This is a genomic window from uncultured Ligilactobacillus sp., assembly GCF_948826705.1.
GTDB lineage: Bacteria > Bacillota > Bacilli > Lactobacillales > Lactobacillaceae > Ligilactobacillus.
Genome location: NZ_CAQLEL010000112.1, coordinates 18,859 through 41,135, shown reverse-complemented (window position 1 = coordinate 41,135; position 22,277 = coordinate 18,859). Strand labels below are relative to the sequence as shown.

Below are 22,277 nucleotides of genomic sequence, written 5' to 3'. Positions count from 1 at the left end.
CAAATCAGCCTTAACAGCGGTCTTTTTGTCTCCAATAACTAAGAAAATGATACCACGAAAAGGCATTTTTTGTCATGTATTTAGGAAAAAAATAACTCAGTACGTAAAATATGCTCACAATTCAAGGATGGCTTTTCCCTGTTTGATAGTTTCGAACATTTCATGGGCCATTTGACCAAATTTTTGCTTTTCATGAGTCAAGTGAAATTCCAAAATGTCTAAAGCACAAAAGAACAACAGGCAATGTTGAAGACTATAATTAGGGATCTCAAGTTCTTTTTGACTGCGATAACCTGAAATAAATGCATTGCGCAGATCACGTTCCTTGACCTCATTAAAGAAAAACTTGATCAGATCTTCATAAGCTACCCCCATATGAGCCCGTTCAAAATCGATCAAAACTTCATGATCACCATAAAGCATCAAGTTACGGATGCTAAAATCACCGTGCAAGACGACTTTGGGTAGTAGATCATAGTCTGTGTCAGCTGGCGCTAGGTCTTCTTCTAAGAGTGAAAAGACCTCATTTACTTCAGTTTCATACGCCGTACCAGCAAATTTAGCCACCTGTTCTTCCAAACGTTGTGACAGCGCACGTTTATCATCAGGAACAGCCACTTTTTCTGTTAACCCAGCATGAAACAAGGCTAATTTCTCGCCAAATTGGTAAGCTTTAGCCAGCGTTAGATCTTCTTTTTCAACGTCATTCATCACTCTATCTTTCAAAACGATAACGTAATTATCCTCATAGATCACATTATCAAGATAAATATCTGGACAATAGACTTGATTTACATGCTGCTCTGCATAAAACTTGTCTTTATCTTTGAAGATCTTAACGAACAGATCACAAGCAAACCGCTTGCTGTGACCTGTCAAATGCTTGTTTCCCGCTACATCATGGATCGTTTCTAGATCAGCTTGATAGTATTCATTTAAAAAATCGATCAACATTAATCTCGCATCCCTTTTCTCATTCTTACTATCTTCTATTATACTTATTCATTTTTGGTACGTCTATGCTCTACCAAAAGGCCATGTATTTCCAAAGCTTACTTGAACAATATCTGATTTTTTATTTTGAATAGATCCAGCTAGCATTAGCTTCTCATATCATAATTTGTTAGATATGAACTCTATTATTTACATCCTGTACTTGATTCACTCTTGCAACTTATCTATGGTTAGGATATTCTTTGTAGGTATGATTATTTTATGTAAAAAGGAAGGTTTATTTTCATGGACAACACACAAACACACGGAAAATATATCAGTTGGCCGATCTTGACGTTGATGGCTTTTGTGACCGTCATCGGCTTTGATGATATTATGTACAACTTTAAAAACCAAGGTATGACAGTGATCACATCTTGGATCTTGATGCTCTTTTTATATGTTATCCCTTATTCTTTAATGGTCGGACAACTTGGATCTGTCTTCAATAAAGAAGGCGGTGGCCTGAGCTCCTGGATCAGAGGGACAAATGGTGAATTTCTCGGTTACTTTACTGCTTGGACTTATTGGGCGGCTTCAGTGCCTTATGTCGTTGACTCAGCTAACTCTGTTGTCGTTGGCTTTGGTTGGGCTTTTACTGGCTCAGGCAAATTCCAAGACACCATGTCAAATGCAGAATTTACTCTTTGGACTTTTATTATTTTCATTATCTTTATCATTATTCAACGACGCTTAGCTAACTCAATGGAATTTCTAAGCGTTGTTGGGGGCGGAATGATGTTTGTCATGACGATCCTCTTTGTCGTATTAGCCTTTGTTGGCTTGGCTAAAAATGGCGGACACATGGCAACTCAACCGATGAACGTACATACGATCATTCCTAATTTTGATCTGAAATATTGGACGACTGTCGGAATGTTGATCTACGCTGTTAATGGGAGCGAATTGATCGCACCATATGTAACACAAATGCGTAGACCACAGCGTGAATTCCCTAAAGCAATGATCGCCTTAGCCGTTATGACAGCTTTTCTAACGATCTTTGGCTCTTTTGCCTTAGGGATCTACTTTAACGCTTATCACTTACCAAATGACCTTAAGATGAACGGCTCTTACTACGCTTTTAGAGCTTTGGGAGAACAATTTGGGCTCGGTGATATCTTCATGTATGTCTATGCTTGGACTTCGGTCGTCTACATGTGTGCTTTACTAGCAGTTTTATTAGATGCGATGACACGGATGTTGATCTCAGATACCGGTGATAAATACATGCCTGAATTCTTACGTAAAACGACCAAAGATGGTCTTCCGATCAACGGTTACATTTTGACCTGTACTTTATGTGCCTTCATTATGTTCTTGGGTGTATTCTTACCTGAAATGAATGACGTCTTTAACTGGCTTTTGAACTTAAACGGGATCATCTCTCCTGGGGTAACTTGCTGGATCTTTTATGCTTTCATGCGGATCCGCAAAAACTCTAGCAAATACCCATCCCAATATGTCTTTATCAAAAATGATAAACTAGCTTATCTTGCTGGACTTTTATTGTTACTCGTTACGGCATTGGCTACCCTACTTGGGATCGCCCCACAAGATGTTGAACAGTTCAGCCATACTTGGTGGTACGAATTGGTCATCAATATCGTCTCGATCGTCGTTTTGATCGGTCTAGGTGCCTTGTTACCTTCGATAAGACGACGTGAGCTCAAATATGGCACTGCTTTTGATCGATCACAATGGTATCTAATGATCGCACTTGTTGTCTTTTCTGTAGTCTTTGATGTTTGGCTCGGCGGAACAAAGATCGCCTTACGGTTAGTTTATATCATCATTGAAGTCGTGATCGCACTGGCTTTACTTGTCTTGATCGCACATAAAAAACCTAGTCAAAACTAGTTTTTTCCCCTACTTAGTCTGTAGACTGAGTGGGGGTTTTTGTCCTACACTTATAAGATACGCAAATTGAACCAAATACTTTTATATAAGTTTCCCTAGTATTTTCTCACAGAAACTTTATTTTGTTCGGTAAAGATAGCTATGACTAATATTACAAAAAAGCTGGTGAGTAGCTCATCAGCTTTTTCTACGTCATTTTTGATTTATCTCCGTCATTTCACCCTAAAATGACGGAGATTTCTCGACCAAAAAATAGCTTCCAGAAATTCAGTCTCTCTGGAAGCTATAAATTATAGTTCTATATACTTTTTATGTCATTTGTGTATTAACGCTTACTCATTTTCTCTAGTATGCCTGCCAACAAGACTGGGATAATTGCGATAAAAACCGTTCCTCTTTCACCCCAGATAAGTAGTCCTAGTGCCAAAATAACTGAGAGGACCGCTAATACAAGTGCTAGTTGATGATAAAGTTTCTTTTTCATGATGACCTTCCTTCCTAATCAGTAAATGTTCGTCCATAAATGATCGTGGCTATTTTTAATGAGATAATTGTACCTATGAGAAGCACCAGCACTGCGCCCATTATCAACAAAGCATTATTAGTTTTTGCAAGCCAGACAGTAAAAGTTACACCAAAACTTGTTTTTTGCAACGCATAAACACCACCCATGATCAGTGCCAAAAAAATTATATTTACGAGCGTATTGCCAAAAGTTCCAAAAGCATAAATAAAAGGCAACAAGATCACGATATACAGCATACCAAACAGCAAGCCAACTCCAATAATGATCAGATGAAGTTCTAAACTGTATTGCCCAAAAATAGCATGAGCCACTAAACACAAAGAAAAAACTCCCCCACCCACTAAAGCCGTCAACATGAAACAAAATAAGTAACGAGCTAGCACTATTTTTTCTTTTGCGATCGGAAAAACGCCAACGAATCGTTCCCACCCACTCTCATGGTCAGCCACTAATAAACTGGTCGGCAACGCAGCTAGAGCTAAGGGTAAGATCATTGCTAAAAATAAGGTCCCAGCTTCTTTTAAAAAAAGCATCATTACAATTGTTACTACTACAAGAAAAATACGCTGAATGTGGTTAAATTTATTCAAAATAAGCTGAAAATCTTTATACAGTAGTCCTTTCATCGATCTTCACCCCTTTTACTAGAAATAGTAGAATTTCTTCTAACGTAGCATAACGAGTAGCAGTAGCTTTTTTACCCGTGACTTCTACCAAATATTTTGTCGTCTCTGCTTGTTTGAGCTGATAACACTTCTTATGCCTTTTAGTGGTCACGACAAAACGTTTAAGTAGGTCATCTCTATTCTCTTGTAGCAAGATCTCACCGTTATGAATAAAAACAAAATAACTAGCGACTTGCTCCAGATCACTTAAAATATGGGAAGACAAAACAACGGTCATTTTTTGCTTTTGTACATAAGACTCTAACAATGACAAGATCTCTCTTCTAATGATCGGATCAAGGCCACTAGTAGCCTCATCTGCAAAGAGTATTTGGGGATGATGGGCTAAGGCAACCGCAAAATTCAATTTGACTGTCATCCCACGCGAAAATTCCTTTAGTTTTTTAGTGGTCGGTAAAGCAAAGTCTTGAAGCAAAGTCAAAAACAGCTCTTCATCCCAACTAGGGTAGATATCTCTCATCATCTTTTCGATCTGACTTGCTGAAAAAGAAAGTGGGAAAAAGTTCTTTTCTAAAACTACCCCTAGTTTTAGCTTGATCTGTCGTTCATGTTTTTGATAACTTGACCCAAAAATTCTTATACTGCCTGTGTCACTTCTTATTTGGTTTAACAAAAGTTGCAATAGTGTCGATTTCCCTGCGCCATTTTCTCCGATCAAGCCGACAAAACTACCAGCATTGACGTTTAGCTCATCAATATGCAAACGAAATCCGCCATAGTTTTTTGTTAGCTCTGAGATCGTTATTACTGGTTTTAGTTGCATAATATCACCTCAACAACATATACAAAACAGTGAGACAATTTCCTAAAAAAATAGTAATTGTAATCAGAACGTCGATTTTTTGTGACATTCCAATTTTTCTAAGTTTGAAGTATAAAAAGCAAGCTACAATAAGATAATTGCATAAGCTAGTTGTCACTGTAACAAGGTCAGTTTCTGAAAATATTGCTCCAATGATCATAGATACTATCGTAGTAAGACAGTAAGCTGATAAATATATATAATAAAGCGTATTTTTAAAATCATATTTCAATAGATCTATCCCACAAAACTTCCTACCTACATTTTCAATAATAAAATAATTAATGTTAACATTTAAGATTAATATTCCTGCAGTTATCACTACTGAGATCCCTATAAAAATCAGTGTTGTACTAAAATCAAAAGCTACATCATATTTTACTTGAATTTCACTTTTCGCGATAAAAATACTTCGGATAATAAAGAGCACTAGTGAAATAGCATACAATATAGCTAGTTTTCGATTTTTGATATTCATTATATTCTCCTTAATTGAGAAATTTGACCATTAAGGGAGTGATAAAAGTTTCAATTCCTGCTCCAAATATCAGTAACAAAAAAGAGATTTGTAAATGTCTTAAAAAATACACTTTTGTTTGTTCTTTTCTTTTCAAACAAATTGTTGCATCAGCAAGATAAATATAAGCAGCAATTTCAAATATCCCATGTGGTACGACTAGCAATAAGTAATCAAATGTTGGAAAAGCAGCTAGCAATGATCCTAAAATAGCTCCATTAACTATAAAAAAAAGATACACTATTATTTCTCCGAATACATAAGCTAGCAATAACCAAATACTTGCGATCGTATTTTTTAGTAATATTTGAATAAAATCCTGCCAACTAAATACCACTCCGTAATTTAAAATTACTTGTTTTTCAGAAGAATTAGAAAAATAGAAAACTATCAAGGCACTTGATAAATACGTCAGAATTAAATATTTTTTTTTCGTCATTTTTTAATATTTCTCTATTGAAAAAATTGAGGAAGATCATCTCTCCCCCAATCTTTTCAAAGCATTACGCACTTACGACACCAAACGCAGCCAAGACTGGTCCTACCCAAGCAGGCAACGTGACTCCCGCAACAATTGCAAAAGCATCTACGATCGATCCGCCAGCGGCAACAAAATCAACAATATCTTGATACCAACCAGGTGCTAACTGAATACCAAACTTGTTACAAACCCAATAAATATTACCTAAAGCTAGTACAACACCTACAGATGCCACTAAACTAAATAAGAAGCCTTTTTCGATTCTAGTTAATTTGAAATGTGATAATACATCTTTCATTTTTGCCACACCTTTCTTAGATATAATTTTGAGGTACCACTGACGCTATCTGATAAACCTATGTGTACTTGAGCACACTCTCAATATACCACTTGATCGGTCATTATTTTAATAATCTCAGATATGAATCTTACTCAAAATATTTTTTCATATTTGAGAATTAAGAAATAACTTTGCAAAAGGAGCTACAATTAAATGGAAGGAGGATGATATTATGCTAAAAAAATTTTTTTCATTTGTAATATTTTTTCCGTTTCTCCTACTACCATTTTTATAACTATTATCTAAATTAATGAAATTCTAGGTTTTTAAGCACTGTAAAAGTAATTGGCTAAAAACCTAGAATTTTATTGTAAAAGTCGCTTTAAGTTTATATTTAAAATATTGGCTACTGTTGGATTACCTAACGCAGTGATCATTTCAATATCATGCTCCAACTCAGCTAATTCAACACTTTGATCTGTCAGATATGCAACAACTTTTTTTAGAAAATGTAAGCAGGTAGTCGCAAACATATCTTGGTAGTTTAACATCTTTTCTAATTCATCCATGAAGTATTTTACATAATACATTTTCCTTCGTTCTAATAACGATAAAATAAGGTTTAAACACGTTAATTCCGCAGTTTTATGATGACTCGTCAAAGATAAATATATTTTATCTCGGTCTATAAAAGCTTTCCCTAAAAAAATCAAATCATCGTCTGATAGAATAGACATCGTATTGCCAAAAAGATACAGTTCATATTCAGTCCATCCCTCGATCCCATAAAGGTAATCAGTCACAAACTCTTTTTCTTTTTCCAAGATCTCATAGTTACTATCAAGTGATCTTAATGCTACTTTAACTACTAATAGATTCAACTGGTCATAAACCTCAAAAGTCTCATGTCCTTTAACACTATCCAATAATCCCTTCAATCCTTCAATGTCATGTTTGGCATGTAATTTAGCAACGCTTTTCCCTAATTTAAAAAAGAACGGTTCTTGATAATTATTCAGTGCATGACCAAATTCCGAAAAACTCATATGGATCTTTGCAATGGCTACTAATAACTTATCTGCTGACAACATCGTCTGCCCATTTTCAAACTTAGATAACTGTGAGATCGAAAGAGTATCACCTGCAACATCTTTTAATTTTAATCCGCGTGCAATTCGTAACTCACGAAAAAGTTCACCTAGTTCCAATGATTTTTGCTCATCCAAAGATATCAACTCCTACTTGATATGGCACTTATATAAATTCGCTTTTAGTATAGCATCGATCAAAAAAAATGTGTGGTACAAGGTTTTAAAGTTTATCAGACTAAAAAGCGCTAAGTTCTGCCTTGCTTTTGCCAGAACTTAGCGCTTCTTGTTAATTTTTTACGAATTGATCTATATCTTTTTTAAAAAACACTTCCTGTATTCTTGTAAAAAGTAATACTTGGGTCAGCAACACTAATTTTTACGACTTAATTTTCATCCCTTTATTCGTCTTTACTTCTTTATATTTTTTTAGAAGTGTAGTAATACAGATAACTACCCATGTCATTACCGCAATACCACATAAAATATAATATGTTTGCTTCATTACATATCGAACGACCACGCGATTTTTCCCTTGAGCAAGTTTTACTTGGACTGTTCCGCGATCACTTACAGAATATGGAAATTCTTTGCCGTTAACATATACTTTCTCACTAGGATAATTAACAACAGGTAGATCAACTAGTGCTGACTTTTGAAGTTTTACTTGGTAATCAAGTTCGTTAGGTGCTACGCTTGGATCTATAGTGATATCTTTATTCTCTATTTTTGCTTTATGCAACATAATACTTTGAGATCTATCTAATATCGTCTTTTGCACATTTGAATCAGTTATCGTTACATTTCCATCAAACGAAGCTTTCGGGTAATAGTCTGTCTCGCCATAAAGTACTCGATAAGTATACATATCATAGTAATTATCTTTATCCAAAATAGCCCCTGCAGGCACTGGATCTGTAATATTTCCCTTCTTTAGTCGCGCTTCTGGCGTAGCATCATAGATCCTGTCTAATACTGGTGTTAGTGTTTGAATATAAAGACACATCATTACACCTAGCACACAAAAGAACAACATTTTTTTATGTGCTTGAAATTTATTAAATACTCGCTCAAATATCAAAGATAAGGTAGCTGCCATAAATAAAGATGCATAGGTCAAAAAACGATATGGAAATTGGATCATCCCTAAGAAAAATAAACTATCTATCCGGGCTAACTCTGTATATGGGAATAAATTAGTCGATAAAGCTATAAATATCAACCCTAGAATATAGATCCAAAATTCTTGTTTCTTATTTCTTACAAAATACCAACCACTGATCGCTGCCATTAAAAATATTATTCCAACACCTCGATTAGTAGCATGATTCTCCAAAGAAGCTGCCCAGAGGTCTTGCATACTATACAAAAAAGCAAAGCCAAAACTAGGTGTTCCCAATTTTGTATGCATAAAGTCTGTAAAAAATGGATAAATGACCCAAAGCGATAATATCAATGCTAAACCGATACTTTTAAAGAGCGCCATCCATCTGACTTTAGGAAATTTGATATCAACGACCAATTTACTAATAAATAATACGAACATAAGTATTACTGTGATCACGACACTTATCAAATGACTATATAGTAATAGTGCAACACCTATTCCTAATAATGGCCACTTTCTATGATCTCCCCAGATCACTTCATAAAATCCATATAATGCCAGTGGGACAAATGTATACGCAATAAATTCACCTAAAACATAATTTCTAACACCCAAATATAGGTGGTAAATCGCTATTGTATAAAACAGAGCAAACATGAGTGCTCTAAGCTTGCTTCGTGAAAAGCCATACATCGAATAGTATGCAATACTAAGCGTTAAAAACATAAAAAGACCATACCACACATAAAATGATGTTATCGGATCAAGGAAAAATCGTAAGCACGCCCAAGGATACAAAAAAACTGTTGGATAAAATAAAAATGAACCAACACCACTATTGTGGAATGTATGCGTTGCAATAAAGGTGAACAACTCGCCTGCTTTTAAATTTTGATATATTTCCTCGACTCTAGAAAAATGAAAACTTCCATCAGAATCGATCCCTAACTGTCTTGTTTTATATAGAAAAAAGACAAAAAAAATACTTAAAAACATAAAAAAGATATAGACACTTATTTTTTTACCCCATGTTTTCATACAACAATACTCCCTCTCATAATTTTTTGCTAGCGTATATAAGCTTTGACAAGATGTTATTTAATTTTTCTGCTAAGGTCTCTACTTTCATCAAATAAAATAGTTTTTGTCTGCCCCATTCGATCACTGAACAGCATAAATAGATCATAAAGCTCACAAAAATGACATCAACAACTAATACCCAAGGCGACTCAAACGCAAGCGTCGCTAACCTTCCTTGGAGAATATATACAGCCACCATCGGTTGTAAATGGATCAAGTACACTCCAAAAGTCAACGGAGCAAATACTTTTACCCATTTGATCTGAGATGGCTGAAGCCTTAAGTCTTTAAAATGATTTAATAGTGCGATCGCCATAAATAGCATCGTCGGGGCTGGATAATTGATCAGTAGTCGTCCATGTCCTTCTTCGCCACCAAGCAGTAGTAAAACGACAAATGATAGTACTGCCATTCCTATAAAAATCAGTCGATCATGTTTCCATAAATTCCAATCGTGCAGCTTAATATAGCCCCCTATCAAGTACAAAACCATCAACCATAAAAAACTATATCCACTTTGGAGTGCTAAAAATTCTTTGACCCTAAAAATAAACGTCTCCCCGATCGAAAAAAATACGATCGATCCTAAGATCAATTTTTGCAACATATTCTTATCTAAATTCTTCAACAGGTAATTTAAAAACGGCATAAAGAAAAATAGTACAAAATAAGCAGAAAAATACCAATACCTCTGATAAGATACTGGAAAAAACATTTGGATCATCTCGCTCTTACTCAACTCAGCTCTAGGTACCACTCCTGCTACCACAATATTTAACACGACAGAATAGAATAATACCTGCAACCACAACTTAATAATATTTACGGTCTTGAACTTAGCTTTGACCCCAACATAGCCAGATATCAGTGCATAACAGTTTACAGCTGCATAACAAATAACATCTAATATCCAACTTAGATCATAATTTAGTGTTCCGATCCCTAGCTGAGTCGCTTGCTTTATCACCTCTCCTTTAAGCAAAACGTGATTTAAAACGATCATATACATCGAAACTATTCTTAATAGATCGATACCGTAATTTCTCTTAGACATATATCCACCTTCTTACAGCTCCTAATTTTGCCAATACAAGAATTATATTTCTTTTAATCACTATAATCAAGAACTATATTTCTATAAAATACAGAAATATATTGAGTTATAATCTAGGAAATATTTTTCTATTATTAAAAGTAAACATGATAGGAGAGTATTTTAAATGAGTGCCAAGCATATTGATATCGGTCAAACAATAAAATTTTATCGAAAAAAACAAGGGCTAACACAGGAACAAGTGGCTGAAAATAGTGGGTTATCAGTTAAATATATCTCTTTACTAGAAAATGGTTCAGCAAAAAATATCAGCATCCAAAAGCTCTCTGATATTGCTGATGCACTTGATGTCGATCTTGCAACATTACTTACTAACGATAAGCCTCAATTCTCTGACAATTCGACTCCATATACCGAACTTCTCTTTTTGAAACTTCAAAATTTACCTACAGAAAAATCAGAAGAATTCAGTAAAATATTTCTCGATCTATTTAGATCATTGGAAAACTTTAGCCAAAAATAATAGCTAGCTCGATATTCTCCAGTACTTCCATTGAAATAATACAACTTTTATAATAAAAAAGAACTGATGAGTGATAGTTTCTCACCAGCTCTTTAAATATGATCATTAAAGCCTTTGACAACATTGCAGACCCTTTCAAAATATATCAGTTATTCATCTTTTGATACGCTTTGATGAACACCCAGATATCTAATCCAAACCAGACTAGTAACACAAAAATATCGCGCAAACCTAAATAATAATTATAAATATCTTTTACGTAACCAACTAACATTTTTAAATAAGTATTGACCGTTAGTTGTTCATATAACTCATCATCAATTTGAAAACAAGCGATAGCATCCATTATCTTTTTACCATCTTCCATACTAGCATTTATCGCTAAGCTAGTATCCATTTTTCCATGATCTCATCTACTATCATTTTTCTCACCTCTAGTATTTCCCAAGAAATATCATCTATACCATAGCACAGTTATAGCTGGTCATTCCATACAAAAACACATCCCAGCCAAACGCCAAGATGTGTTTTCCTTTATCCTACTGAGTCTTCCATTTGATATTCGATCAAGCGGTTCAACTCAACCGCATACTCCATTGGTAGCTCTTTGGTGAATGGTTCAACAAAGCCCATAATGATCATTTCAGTCGCTTTTTCTTCGGAGATCCCACGACTCATCAAGTAGTAGAGTTGTTCTTCTGAGATCTTGGAGACTTTGGCTTCGTGCTCCATTGAAACATTGCCATTCAAGATCTCATTAAATGGGATCGTATCGCTGGCTGATTTGTCATCCATGATGATCGTATCACATTCGATATGTGCAAATGAGCCATCGGAGTGCCGGCCAAAGCGGACTTGTCCGCGATAATCGACCCGACCCCCATCTTTACAAAGTGACTTTGAAACGATCGAAGACGAAGTATTTTTAGCATTATGGATCATCCGCGCCCCAGTATCAGAGTCAATATCTTTACCCGCAAAGGCGATCGATAACATCGTCCCTCGAGCACCACGACCATCTAAGTAGACACTTGGATATTTCATGGTAACTTTTGAACCTAAGTTACCATCGACCCATTCCATCGTCGCATTCTCTAAAGCCCGCGCCCGTTTAGTCTCTAAACTGTAGACGTTATCGGACCAGTTTTGGATCGTGGTATAACGACAGTAAGCATCTTTTAAGACGTTTACCTCAACGACCGCCGCGTGTAAGCTATCTTCAGAATAGTTTGGCGCAGTACAGCCTTCCACATAATTGATACTTGCTCCTTCATCGACAATGATCAACGTTCGTTCAAACTGACCTGAGTTACCCGCATTGATCCGGAAATAACTTTGGATCGGCACTGAGACTTTAACGCCCTTTGGTACGTAGATAAAGGTCCCACCTGACCAAACAGCCGAATTCAAAGCTGCCATCTTGTTATCGGCTGGCGGGATCAATTTCCCGAAGTATTTTTTGACTAATTCGGGATATTCTTGGACAGCCGAATCAGTATCCATAAAAACGATCCCCAAGTTATCAAAATCTTTACGCATATTGTGATAGACCACTTCAGATTCGTACTGAGCCGAAGAACCCGCTAAGTATTTACGTTCCGCTTCGGGGACTCCAAGACGATCAAACGTCTTTTTGATCTCTTCGGGCACATCATCCCAGTCACGGGCAACACGATCAGAATCACGTCTAAAGTAATTGATATGTTCAAAATCAAGGGGAGATAAGTCAGGGCCAAAATCAGGCATTGGCAACTTGCGGTATAATTCATAGGCTTTTAATCGAAAATCTAACATCCATTCTGGCTCATTTTTAGCAGCCGAGATCTGGCGGACGATGTCTTCTGTCAAACCTTCCCCTGTTGTAAAAAGTGGTTCGATATCATCTTTAAAACCGTATTTGTATTCGCCACCCAATTCAGGCATTGTATTTTCAGTCATGGGCTTTGTCCTCCTTCTCTAGTGCTTGGTAGATCGCTTTCCAGGCTAAAGTTGCACACTTGATCCGTGCTGGAAATTGAGCGACCCCTTCTAAGACGACAGCATCGCCTAATAAATCTTCATAATCTTTATCTTCATTTTTAGTGATCATTTCTGAAAATGCCTCGACCATCTCACTGACCTGTGCTGGCGTTTTGCCGATCACTTCATCGGTCATCATTGAAGCAGAAGCCTGTGAGATCGTACAACCCGTCCCACTAAAAGCAATATCAGCGATCTTACCTTCATCATCTAGTTTGACTTCTAACTCTAACACATCCCCACAAGTCGGATTGCGCAATTCGATCTGCTTATCAGCTACAGGAAGATTGCCATGATGATGAGGACGATCAGCATGTTCTAAGATCATTTGACGGTATAAATTATCTAAACTGGATAAACTCATCGAAAGAACTCCCTTGTTTTGATCAATGCCTCCACTAATTTATCAGCATCTTCTTTAGTGTTATACAAATAAAAGCTAGCCCGAGCCGAAGCTGCGATCTGTAATTTTTTCATCAACGGTTGGGCACAGTGATGACCAGCCCTGATCGCAACCCCTTCCATATCAAGCGCCGTCGCCGTGTCATGTGGATGTAGTCCTGCAAGGTTAAACGAAATGATCCCTGCATGTTTAGCTGGATCAGCTGAACCATACAATTCAAACCCATCGATCGCTTGTAGCTTAGGCAAAACATATTCCATCAACTCGGTCTCATGCTGTAAAATATTGGTCAACCCAACTGCTTGCAAATAATCGATCGCTTTTCCTAAGGCGATCACTCCTGCAATATTTTGGGTCCCACCTTCAAATTTCCACGGAACTTCTTTAAAGGTCGAATGCTCTAATTCGACAAAGTCGATCATCTCACCCCCAAAATCAAGTGGCTCCATCTGGTTTAGTAAGTCCAGCTTGCCCCACAAGATCCCGATCCCCGTTGGGCCTAGCATCTTATGTCCAGAAAAGGCTAAAAAATCAATATCTAATTCTTTAACGTCTACTGGCATATGGGGAACTGATTGTGCCCCATCCACGACCATGATAGCACCGTTTTGATGTGCTAATTGAGCGAGTTCTTTGATCGGATTGACGGCTCCTAAGACGTTTGACACCTGCGCTAGCGATACGATCTTGGTCTTTTCAGTGATCAGTTGCTTGGCATTTTCTAAGTCAACTTGACCATCTGCATTTAGCTCCAAATAGACTAGCTTTGCCCCTATTTTTTCACAGACCTGTTGCCAGGGAACGATATTGGAATGGTGTTCTGCATAGGATAAAACGATCTCGTCTCCTGGATGTAGGAATTTTTTTGCATAGCCTCGTGCGATCCAATTGAGACTTTCTGTCGTACCTTTAGTGTAGACAATTTCACATTCACTATCAGCATTGATCAGCTCTTTGACCTTTTGGCGCGTAGCTTCATAAGCATTTGTTGCTCGTTGTGCTAAAGTATGCACGCCTCGATGAACGTTAGCATTGTCATGTTCATAATAGTCCACTAAGCTTTGGATCACAGCTTGTGGCTTTTGGGTCGTAGCCGCATTATCCAAATAGACTAACGGCTCCCCGTTGACTTTTTGATCTAAGATCTTAAAATCAGTCCGGATCTCATTTTTCATCTTGTCCATCGATAAGCTTCCTTTCGATCATGTCGGAGAGCTCTGTTTGAACTTTCCGACTTGGAATGGCCGTCAAAACAGGGCCTAAGAAACCACGGATCACTAAACGTTCAGCGATCTCTTTTGACAAGCCCCGACTCATCAAGTAATACAACTGGTCTTGATCGATCCGTCCGACACTGGCAGCGTGACCAGCAGTAACGGCATTGTCATCGATCAATAAGATCGGGTTAGCATCGCCTCGTGCTTTAGTCGAAAGCATCAAGACCCGACTTTCCTGTTGTGCATCGGCTCCCTTAGCACCATGAATGATGTGACCGATCCCATTAAAGACCAGCGATGACCGGGATAAGATGACTCCATGTTGGAGAATATGACCGATCGAATGTCTACCATAATTAGTCACGCGGGTATCGATCCCTTGAACTTGTTTACCTGTCGAGATCGCAACGACTTTAGTTTCAGCATGGGATCCATCACCGATCAGATCAGAGTCAAAGTCTCCAACGATATTACCGTCATTCATCATCCCCATCGACCAGTCGATCTTAGCATCTTGGTCCAAATGCCCCCGACGATTGAGATAAGCAGTTGTATTTTTACCCAAGCGATCGACACTGGCAAACTTCACGTGACTGCCCGCCTTGGCAAAAACTTCTACGATCACGCTAGCAGTTGTATTTTGTTCACCGTAAGTCTGCAAATTCTCCAAATATGAAATTTCACTATTGACATCAGCGATCAACAAAACATGATGTACAAAGTCTTGTTTTGTCGTGGCATCTTGAATGAAGTACGACGTCAAAGGTTCTTCTACTACGACATTTTTAGGTACGTAGATCAACACCCCACTGGTAACATTAGCAGCATGTTGCATATTCAAACGATTTTCATCATCTTTGATCGCTTCCATGAAGTACTTCTCGATGAATTCTGGATGTTCTTTTAAAGCTGTTTGCCAATCACAGACGATCACCCCTTGGGCTTTTAACTTTGGATCAAGTTCTAATTTGGCGGTCGTTTGCCCAAATTCGACAACAACATTATCTTTGATCGTGATCTCAGCCGTCTTAGTTTCAGGAAGTTTATTTTGGATCACTTCCACTGGCTTAGTCACTTCGATCGGCCAACGTTTGTATTTGATCTTTTCAAAGCGTGGTAACTCAAGTTCTTGAGCTTTTTTTAAAGCTTGGGTCCTTTTTTTTGTAAACCAGCTAGGCTCATTATTTTGTTTACCAAACTCTACTAGTGCCTGGGTTTGTATTGTTAGTGCACTCATCTTTACCACCACCTAAGCTTTGTCTTCTGCTAGCTTGATATCAAGCCCCAGTTCATCACGGAGACCAGCATAACCTTCAGCTTCCAAACGCTTAGCTAGATCAGGACCACCTGTCGTTACGATCCGCCCATCCATCATAACATGCACGACATCTGGTACGATATAGTTTAAAAGTCGTTGATAGTGTGTGATGATCAATGAACCAAAGTCTGGACTGCGCATCTCATTTACCCCCTTAGAAACGACCTTTAAGGCATCGATATCCAAACCAGAATCGATCTCATCTAAGATCGCAAATTTAGGCTTGATCATCATCAGTTGCAAGATCTCATTGCGTTTCTTTTCCCCACCGGAGAAACCTTCATTGAGGTAACGTTCTGCCATAGAAAATGGCATATCTAAAAAGTCCATCGTTTCTTCGAGATCTTTTAAATATTTTCGGATCGAGATCGGTTCATCTTTAGGTAACCGAGCATTGATCGCACTACGGATAAATTCAGCATTCGTGACCCCTGGGATCTCAGCTGGATATTGCATCGCTAAAAAGAGCCCTGCTCGTGCGCGTTCATCAACCGCCCAATCCAAAATATTTTCACCATCTAATAAGATCTCACCTTCAGTGATCGTGTAAGCAGGGTTGCCCATGATCGCTTCTGATAAAGTCGACTTCCCAGTTCCATTTGGGCCCATGATCGCATGGATCTCACCTGTTTGCATCTTAAGATCAAGTCCTTTTAAGATCTCTTTTCCATCGATCGAAACGTGGAGATTTTTTACTTCAAGAGTTGACATTTTTCATTCCTCCGCTAAACTAAATAAGTATACTATCATCATTGTAGTCTAATTGAGAATTACTTTCAATTGGAAAACCTTGTTCAAAATATAATTACGAAAGAAGGCATAAACGTGCAACCAATCATTGGCATTATCGGAAATTTCAACGGCGCTCTGATTCCTGAACACGCAAACTTACCTATCTCCTATATCGGGCAAGGCTATTTAGATGCCGTAAAAAAAGCCGGTGGGATCCCAGTTATCATCCCCCCAAAGAGCTCACTTGAGAGCATCAGTGCTTTGATCGATCGGATCGACGGTCTATTATTGCCCGGCGGTAAAGATATCGATCCTTATTTCTACGATGAAGAACCTAGTCTTAAACTCGGTGCGATCGACTCAACCCTTGATGCTTTTGAAATCGAATTCTTACGCCAAGCTTATGAACGCGATCTTCCGACTCTGGGTATCTGTCGCGGGCTCCAACTTGCTAATGTCTTTTTAGGTGGCAGTCTTTACCAAGATTTAAGTGACTATGATAGGCTAGCCGTCAAACACAACCAATATCAAACAGCTCCTTGGCAAGCATTGACACATTCGATCGAGGTCAAAGAAGATAACTTGATCCAAGACTTTTTTGGCACTTCAGCACGCGTAAATTCATTTCACCATCAAGCGCTAAAAGACATCTCTTCTGAATTGATCCCTGTAGCTTACAGTTCAGATGGGATCGTGGAAGCAGCAGTTGGTAAAAACTTTAATTTCTTAGGTGTCCAGTGGCATCCTGAGACACTTTACCAAGATCACGAGAATTCGTTAAAGCTTTTCATTCATCTCGTCGGTGAAGCTAAAAAATTTGCCAAACAAAGATAATATAAAAAGGCTAAAAATCATGTTTAAAATACTGTGATTTTTAGCCTTTTCTATATTTTGGGCGACTAAAGCCAAGTTTCTTGATAAACTTCAGGCTTAAAGCCACAAGTTACGGTATTTTCATCGACCATCAGCGGACGTTTAATGAGTTTACCATTTTCCGACATCATCGTTGCTGCCTCTTCTTTTGTCATCGTGGGAACTTTTTCTTTTAAGTTAAACTTGCGGTAATCTTGACCACTGGTATTGAAGAAATAACGCAATGGTCGATCACTTTTGGCAAAGATCGCTAAGAGCTCTTCTTTAGTCGGAGGATCTGCAACTAGATCTTGCTTGTCAAATTGAACTTGATTTTCCAAGAGCCATTTTTCGGCTTTTTTACAGGTACTACAACGTGCATAACAATAGAATTTTTTCATTTACACTCACCCTATCTAAAATCTGTCCCATTACTAAACATATAACTCTTGTTGTGATAACGCATCGACATCACAAATCCGACCCCGATCATATTCCCGATCAAAGCTGATCCCCCTTGACTGACAAATGGTAATGGAATACCTGTCAAAGGTAAAAGCCCGATGTTCATCCCGATATTTTCAAAAACGTGGAACAAGATCATCATGATGACCCCTGTCGAAATATAAGCATAAAACTCATTTTTCGTGTCAAAAGTCACCTGGATCATTTGAAAGATCAACAATAAGTAGATAAAGATCAATAAACAACAACCGATAAAGCCAAAATTTTCTCCAATGACCGAAAAGATCATATCTGATTGACGCACTGGCACATAAACATTGGAAACATTGAAACCTTTACCTAATAGTTGCCCTGAACCGATCGCTTTCATACTCTGCCAGAGCTGATAACTACTACCACTAGTGCTTCCAGAAGGGTCGAGCCATGAATCGATCCGTTTGAACTGGTAAGCCTGAAATCCGATCTTTTCAAGTAAAGTCCTATCATAAACAACTAAAAAGATCGCTAAACTACCTAGAACAGTCACGGCTCCAGCGACCGGTGCGATGATCTTCCAGGTGATACCTGAAACTAAGATCATCCCCCCTAAGATCGCAAAGAACACGAGCATCGTCCCAAAGTCATTTTGTAGCTTCAATAGGACTGCCACTGGGATCGTCCAAGCAAAAAGTTTACCTAACAATAACCAATCCGAACGCGTCGTGTGTTCAGGATACTCACTGTTATGTTGCGAAATGACCCGTCCCATCATTAAAATAAAGGCAGGTTTCATCACTTCGGAAGGCTGAAATGATAACGAGCCGACCGCAAACCAACTTTTAGCCCCATTCAAATAGGCCATTCTTCGACTATAAAAAAACAACACTAAGATCAGTAAAAAGATCCCGATCCCATAAGCTAGTGGTGCGATCTTCCATAGCTGCTCAGCATCAAATTGCATAATAAAGATCACAGCCCCGATCCCTAAAACATACCACATCGCTTGGGTGATCATCGTACGTGTCACACTAGTCGTACTCATATCATGCGTCAAAGCTACATAAAGTGAGATCATCCCGATCACAGCTAACACAAGGACCGAAAAGATAATGCCCCAGTCGATGCGAGCATCATCGTCTTCATCACGGCGTAAGAACTGTTGTCGCGCCATTAAAAGTCACTCCTTTTATTTGATTCTTACTAATTATATACAATTTGCCGACTGAAGAAAGGCTCAGTCGGCAAACTTATTTTTTTATTAACTTATCCGCGGTGTAAGTGGTAATCACGCAAGAGATAGTCAACAGCTTCATTTCTTGAGTTGAGCTTTGATTCTTCGCCATTGGATAAAACGGCAATATAGCGCATTCCGTCTTGTTTGACACTACCGATCACTTCATCTTGGATCGTCAATTCTAAGACTAAATCACCATTCACCATCTTTTCATTTTCAATGATCTGAATATTACGTTCTTTTTTCGACAAGGTATATCCCCCTATGTTAATTCACTTTTTCGGATTTTTATTTCTACGTAAACTAAAATGATCGCCAACTGGATCATAGCCACCTCTAACGAAAGGATTACACCGTAAAATACGGGCACATCCCATCAGCAAGCCCAATAAAGCGCCGTGTTTTTCGATCGCCTGGATCATATAAGTTGAGCAGGTCGGATAATAACGACAACTCGGTGGCAATAAGGGGGAGATCCCCTTTTGGTAAAACTTAACCGGTAAGATAAGTAACTTGCTAAAAATCTTCATTATTTACTCTTTTTTAGTTTTTCGATCTGTTCGAGCAATTGACCTGAACCGACTGCCACATCATCAAGTGGTGTGTCTGCGATCATCACTGGGATCGTCAATTCTTCTGCAAATAAAGTTTCGATCCCGTCAAGCAAGGCACCACCACCAGTGATCACGATCCCACGATCGATCACATCAGATGCAAGTTCGGGTGGCGTCTCACTCAACACTTCTTTAGCAGCTGCGATCATAGCATCCATCGTATCACGCATTGCATCTACCGTTTCATCAGATGTGATGCGGATCGATTTTGGTAACCCGCTAACAACATCACGTCCGCGTACGGTCATTTCCTTGTTGCGATGACCCTTAATGACACTGCCGATCTCGATCTTGATCTTTTCAGCTGTGTGTTCACCGATCATCAGACCGTACTCTTGGCGAACGTAATTAGCAATGTTTGCATTCAACTTATCACCAGCACTGCGTAAAGAACGACTGATCACGATATCACCTAAGGAAAGAACCGCAATATCACTGGTCCCACCGCCAATATCAATGATCATATTGCCATAAGGTTGGAAGATGTCGAGTCCAGCACCGACAGCCGCCACTTTAGGTTCTTCTTCCAAATAAACATCACCACCGCCAGATTTTTCAGCGGCTTGGCGGATCGCTTTACGTTCAATGTCAGTCGTATTAGTTGGGCAGCAGATCAGAATGGCCGGCTTAGACATCACACCTTTAACATTTAACTTCTTGATGAAATACGATAACATCTGTTCTGTCATGTCAAAGTCTGCAATGACCCCATCTTTTAATGGGCGGATCGCACGAATATTACTTGGCGTTCTGCCGACCATCTTGTAGGCTTCCGAACCCACTGCTAGGACCCGGCCAGTTTGCGTATCGACAGCTACAACTGAAGGCTCATTTAGCACAATGCCCTTACCCTTGACATTGATCAATACATTTGCCGTACCTAGATCGATACCGATATCTTTAGCCATAAAATTTTCTCCTTTTGTTTTTAATTACACATGTAAGTAGGACTGAGAGCTTATCTCAGTTCAATTCATTTTAAAATACACACAGCCAATTATAGCATATTAATTGCACCTGAAAAACCGTGTTCCCCCAATCAAATTGGTTTAATTTTAAAATTTTTTATAAAAAAAGGCTGCTAAGATAACCTGCAGCCTTGAAAATTATTATTTGATCTTCTTCTTAGAAATAACGTATTCTTCGTTTGTAATATCGTCGATCCGTTTGATCTCTGCTCCTAAAGCAGCTAATTTTTGGTGGAAGTGGTAATAACCACGATCCAAATATTGTAAATGTGTGACTTGGGTGATCCCACGTGATAGAAGTCCTGCTAAAACTAAGGCAGCAGCAGCCCGCAGATCAGTTGCAGCTACTTCAGCACCTGAAAAATCAGTTGGACCGTAAATAATGACCGAATTTCCTTCGATCTTAAAGTCAGCATTCATACGACGCATCTCTTCTAAATGCATGAAACGATTTTCAAAAACAGTTTCAGTCAAGATGCTCGTACCCTTAGCTGCTAACTGCAAGATCGAAAATTGTGGTTGCATATCCGTTGGGAAACCTGGATGTGGTAAAGTCTTGATCGTTGTTGGTTTCAATTGTTCTGGTCCGATGATGCGCAAGCCATTTTCTTCTTCTAAGACTTGAACACCCATCTCTTCTAATTTAGAGATCAAAGGCTTGTTGTGTTCGGCTACGGCATCTTTGATCAAAACATTTCCCTTAGTCAAAGCAGCGGCGACCATAAATGTTCCGGCTTCGATCCGATCTTGAATGATCGCATGCTCAGTACCGTGTAAAGTCTCGACCCCCGTGATCTTTAAGGTTTCAGTCCCAGCACCTTTGACTTTAGCACCCATTTTGTTCAAAATATTGGCTAAGTCAACGATCTCTGGTTCACGTGCAACATTTTCGATGATCGTGGTTCCCTTGGCTAAAGTAGCTGCCATCATGATATTTTGTGTTGCACCAACACTTGGGAAATCAAGGTAGATATTTGCACCCTTGAGTCCATTTGGCGCAAAAGCCTCAATGTAACCGTCATGCCGATCGATCTTTGCACCTAAAGCTTCAAGGCCCTTCAAATGTAAGTCGATCGGACGTGAGCCGATCGCACAACCACCTGGCATCGCCACTTTAGCACGACCTAAACGCGCCAAAAGTGGTCCCAAAACAACGATCGATGCTCGCATCTTTGAGACATACTTGAATGGTGCTTCATAAGAAAGTTCATCAGTTGCGTCCAATGCAATCGTTTTATTTTCTTCGTCAAAACCAACCTTAACATTTAAAAAGCGGATCACATTGTTCATTGTATAAACGTCAGATAAGATCGGAACATTTGTCAAAAATGTGCGACCTTCACTTGGTAAGATACCCGCAGCTAAAATCGGTAAGACCGCATTTTTTGCTCCTTCGATCTCTACTGTTCCATTCAATCTATGCCCGCCACGCACAATAATCTTTTCCAATTGTTACTCCTCCGAAAATTACTATATTA

General features: G+C 38.6%; 25 protein-coding genes. 3 read left to right on the top strand and 22 right to left on the bottom strand.

What is annotated here, in order from left to right:
* Positions 1-114 precede the first annotated feature (114 nt).
* Positions 115-954 (bottom strand): phosphotransferase family protein, encoded by an 840-nt coding sequence (locus tag Q9Q35_RS07780; protein ID WP_304652856.1) that lies wholly within the window; start codon positions 952-954, stop codon positions 115-117.
* Positions 955-1,239: 285 nt separating this feature from the next.
* Here Q9Q35_RS07780 and Q9Q35_RS07775 point away from each other — a divergent pair, with 285 nt between their 5' ends.
* Positions 1,240-2,853, top strand: a complete 1,614-nt coding sequence (locus Q9Q35_RS07775; RefSeq protein ID WP_304652855.1) for an APC family permease — start codon at positions 1,240-1,242, stop codon at positions 2,851-2,853.
* A gap of 325 nt (positions 2,854-3,178) precedes the next feature.
* On the opposite strand, the gene Q9Q35_RS07770 is transcribed toward Q9Q35_RS07775, so the two are convergent.
* From Q9Q35_RS07770 to Q9Q35_RS07730, 9 genes are all read right to left on the bottom strand, one after another.
* Positions 3,179-3,337 (bottom strand): hypothetical protein, encoded by a 159-nt coding sequence (locus Q9Q35_RS07770; protein WP_304652854.1) that lies wholly within the window; start codon positions 3,335-3,337, stop codon positions 3,179-3,181.
* A gap of 14 nt (positions 3,338-3,351) precedes the next feature.
* Positions 3,352-4,005 (bottom strand): ABC-2 transporter permease, encoded by a 654-nt coding sequence (locus tag Q9Q35_RS07765; RefSeq protein ID WP_304652853.1) that lies wholly within the window; start codon positions 4,003-4,005, stop codon positions 3,352-3,354.
* The gene (locus tag Q9Q35_RS07760; protein ID WP_304652852.1) at positions 3,986-4,828 is read right to left on the bottom strand and encodes an ABC transporter ATP-binding protein; all 843 of its coding nucleotides are present in this window, start codon (positions 4,826-4,828) and stop codon (positions 3,986-3,988) included. Before Q9Q35_RS07760 ends, Q9Q35_RS07765 begins: the two co-directional genes overlap by 20 nt.
* A gap of 4 nt (positions 4,829-4,832) precedes the next feature.
* On the bottom strand, positions 4,833-5,345 hold the full coding sequence (locus Q9Q35_RS07755; RefSeq protein WP_304652851.1) for a hypothetical protein: 513 nt from the start codon (positions 5,343-5,345) through the stop codon (positions 4,833-4,835).
* A 10-nt stretch (positions 5,346-5,355) separates the two neighbouring features.
* On the bottom strand, positions 5,356-5,823 hold the full coding sequence (locus tag Q9Q35_RS07750) for a stage II sporulation protein M (RefSeq protein ID WP_304652850.1): 468 nt from the start codon (positions 5,821-5,823) through the stop codon (positions 5,356-5,358).
* 64 nt (positions 5,824-5,887) lie between these two features.
* Positions 5,888-6,163, bottom strand: a complete 276-nt coding sequence (locus Q9Q35_RS07745; protein ID WP_304652849.1) for a class IIc cyclic bacteriocin — start codon at positions 6,161-6,163, stop codon at positions 5,888-5,890.
* A 347-nt stretch (positions 6,164-6,510) separates the two neighbouring features.
* Positions 6,511-7,371: a helix-turn-helix domain-containing protein gene (locus Q9Q35_RS07740; RefSeq protein WP_304652848.1), complete on the bottom strand. Its 861-nt coding sequence runs from the start codon at positions 7,369-7,371 to the stop codon at positions 6,511-6,513.
* A gap of 241 nt (positions 7,372-7,612) precedes the next feature.
* Positions 7,613-9,379, bottom strand: coding sequence for a hypothetical protein (locus Q9Q35_RS07735; RefSeq protein ID WP_304652847.1), 1,767 nt, complete (start codon positions 9,377-9,379; stop codon positions 7,613-7,615).
* 16 nt (positions 9,380-9,395) lie between these two features.
* The gene (locus Q9Q35_RS07730; protein ID WP_304652846.1) at positions 9,396-10,475 is read right to left on the bottom strand and encodes an acyltransferase; all 1,080 of its coding nucleotides are present in this window, start codon (positions 10,473-10,475) and stop codon (positions 9,396-9,398) included.
* Between the two features lie 166 nt (positions 10,476-10,641).
* On the opposite strand from Q9Q35_RS07730, the gene Q9Q35_RS07725 reads away from it, so the two are divergent.
* Positions 10,642-10,998: a helix-turn-helix domain-containing protein gene (locus tag Q9Q35_RS07725; protein WP_304652845.1), complete on the top strand. Its 357-nt coding sequence runs from the start codon at positions 10,642-10,644 to the stop codon at positions 10,996-10,998.
* Between the two features lie 145 nt (positions 10,999-11,143).
* Here the strand turns inward: Q9Q35_RS07725 and Q9Q35_RS07720 are convergent, their stop codons facing one another.
* From Q9Q35_RS07720 to sufC, 6 genes are all read right to left on the bottom strand, one after another.
* The gene (locus tag Q9Q35_RS07720) at positions 11,144-11,395 is read right to left on the bottom strand and encodes a hypothetical protein (protein ID WP_304652844.1); all 252 of its coding nucleotides are present in this window, start codon (positions 11,393-11,395) and stop codon (positions 11,144-11,146) included.
* Positions 11,396-11,532: 137 nt separating this feature from the next.
* Positions 11,533-12,936 carry a Fe-S cluster assembly protein SufB gene (gene sufB / locus Q9Q35_RS07715; RefSeq protein WP_304652843.1) on the bottom strand — a complete coding sequence of 468 codons (1,404 nt, stop codon included), beginning with the start codon at positions 12,934-12,936 and terminating at the stop codon, positions 11,533-11,535.
* Entirely contained in the window at positions 12,929-13,381 is a 453-nt protein-coding gene (gene sufU / locus Q9Q35_RS07710; RefSeq protein ID WP_304652842.1) for a Fe-S cluster assembly sulfur transfer protein SufU, read from the bottom strand. Before sufU ends, sufB begins: the two co-directional genes overlap by 8 nt.
* A complete protein-coding gene (locus tag Q9Q35_RS07705) occupies positions 13,378-14,604 on the bottom strand; it encodes a cysteine desulfurase (RefSeq protein ID WP_304652841.1) in 1,227 nt (408 codons plus the stop codon). Before Q9Q35_RS07705 ends, sufU begins: the two co-directional genes overlap by 4 nt.
* Positions 14,585-15,874, bottom strand: coding sequence for a Fe-S cluster assembly protein SufD (gene sufD / locus Q9Q35_RS07700; protein ID WP_304652840.1), 1,290 nt, complete (start codon positions 15,872-15,874; stop codon positions 14,585-14,587). Before sufD ends, Q9Q35_RS07705 begins: the two co-directional genes overlap by 20 nt.
* Positions 15,875-15,886: 12 nt before the next feature.
* Entirely contained in the window at positions 15,887-16,666 is a 780-nt protein-coding gene (sufC, locus tag Q9Q35_RS07695) for a Fe-S cluster assembly ATPase SufC (protein WP_304652839.1), read from the bottom strand.
* 114 nt (positions 16,667-16,780) lie between these two features.
* Here sufC and Q9Q35_RS07690 point away from each other — a divergent pair, with 114 nt between their 5' ends.
* Positions 16,781-17,521 (top strand): gamma-glutamyl-gamma-aminobutyrate hydrolase family protein, encoded by a 741-nt coding sequence (locus tag Q9Q35_RS07690; protein WP_304652838.1) that lies wholly within the window; start codon positions 16,781-16,783, stop codon positions 17,519-17,521.
* Between the two features lie 65 nt (positions 17,522-17,586).
* Here the strand turns inward: Q9Q35_RS07690 and Q9Q35_RS07685 are convergent, their stop codons facing one another.
* The 6 genes from Q9Q35_RS07685 to murA form a co-directional block, all read right to left on the bottom strand.
* Positions 17,587-17,940 carry an arsenate reductase family protein gene (locus tag Q9Q35_RS07685; RefSeq protein ID WP_304652837.1) on the bottom strand — a complete coding sequence of 118 codons (354 nt, stop codon included), beginning with the start codon at positions 17,938-17,940 and terminating at the stop codon, positions 17,587-17,589.
* Between the two features lie 11 nt (positions 17,941-17,951).
* On the bottom strand, positions 17,952-19,154 hold the full coding sequence (locus Q9Q35_RS07680; RefSeq protein WP_304652836.1) for an FtsW/RodA/SpoVE family cell cycle protein: 1,203 nt from the start codon (positions 19,152-19,154) through the stop codon (positions 17,952-17,954).
* Between the two features lie 92 nt (positions 19,155-19,246).
* Positions 19,247-19,468, bottom strand: coding sequence for a DUF2969 domain-containing protein (locus tag Q9Q35_RS07675; protein WP_304652835.1), 222 nt, complete (start codon positions 19,466-19,468; stop codon positions 19,247-19,249).
* Between the two features lie 21 nt (positions 19,469-19,489).
* Entirely contained in the window at positions 19,490-19,747 is a 258-nt protein-coding gene (gene yidD / locus Q9Q35_RS07670; protein ID WP_004049147.1) for a membrane protein insertion efficiency factor YidD, read from the bottom strand.
* A complete protein-coding gene (locus Q9Q35_RS07665; RefSeq protein ID WP_289189996.1) occupies positions 19,747-20,739 on the bottom strand; it encodes a rod shape-determining protein in 993 nt (330 codons plus the stop codon). Before Q9Q35_RS07665 ends, yidD begins: the two co-directional genes overlap by 1 nt.
* Before the next feature lie 201 nt (positions 20,740-20,940).
* Positions 20,941-22,248 (bottom strand): UDP-N-acetylglucosamine 1-carboxyvinyltransferase, encoded by a 1,308-nt coding sequence (murA, locus tag Q9Q35_RS07660; RefSeq protein ID WP_304652834.1) that lies wholly within the window; start codon positions 22,246-22,248, stop codon positions 20,941-20,943.
* Positions 22,249-22,277: the final 29 nt, after the last annotated feature.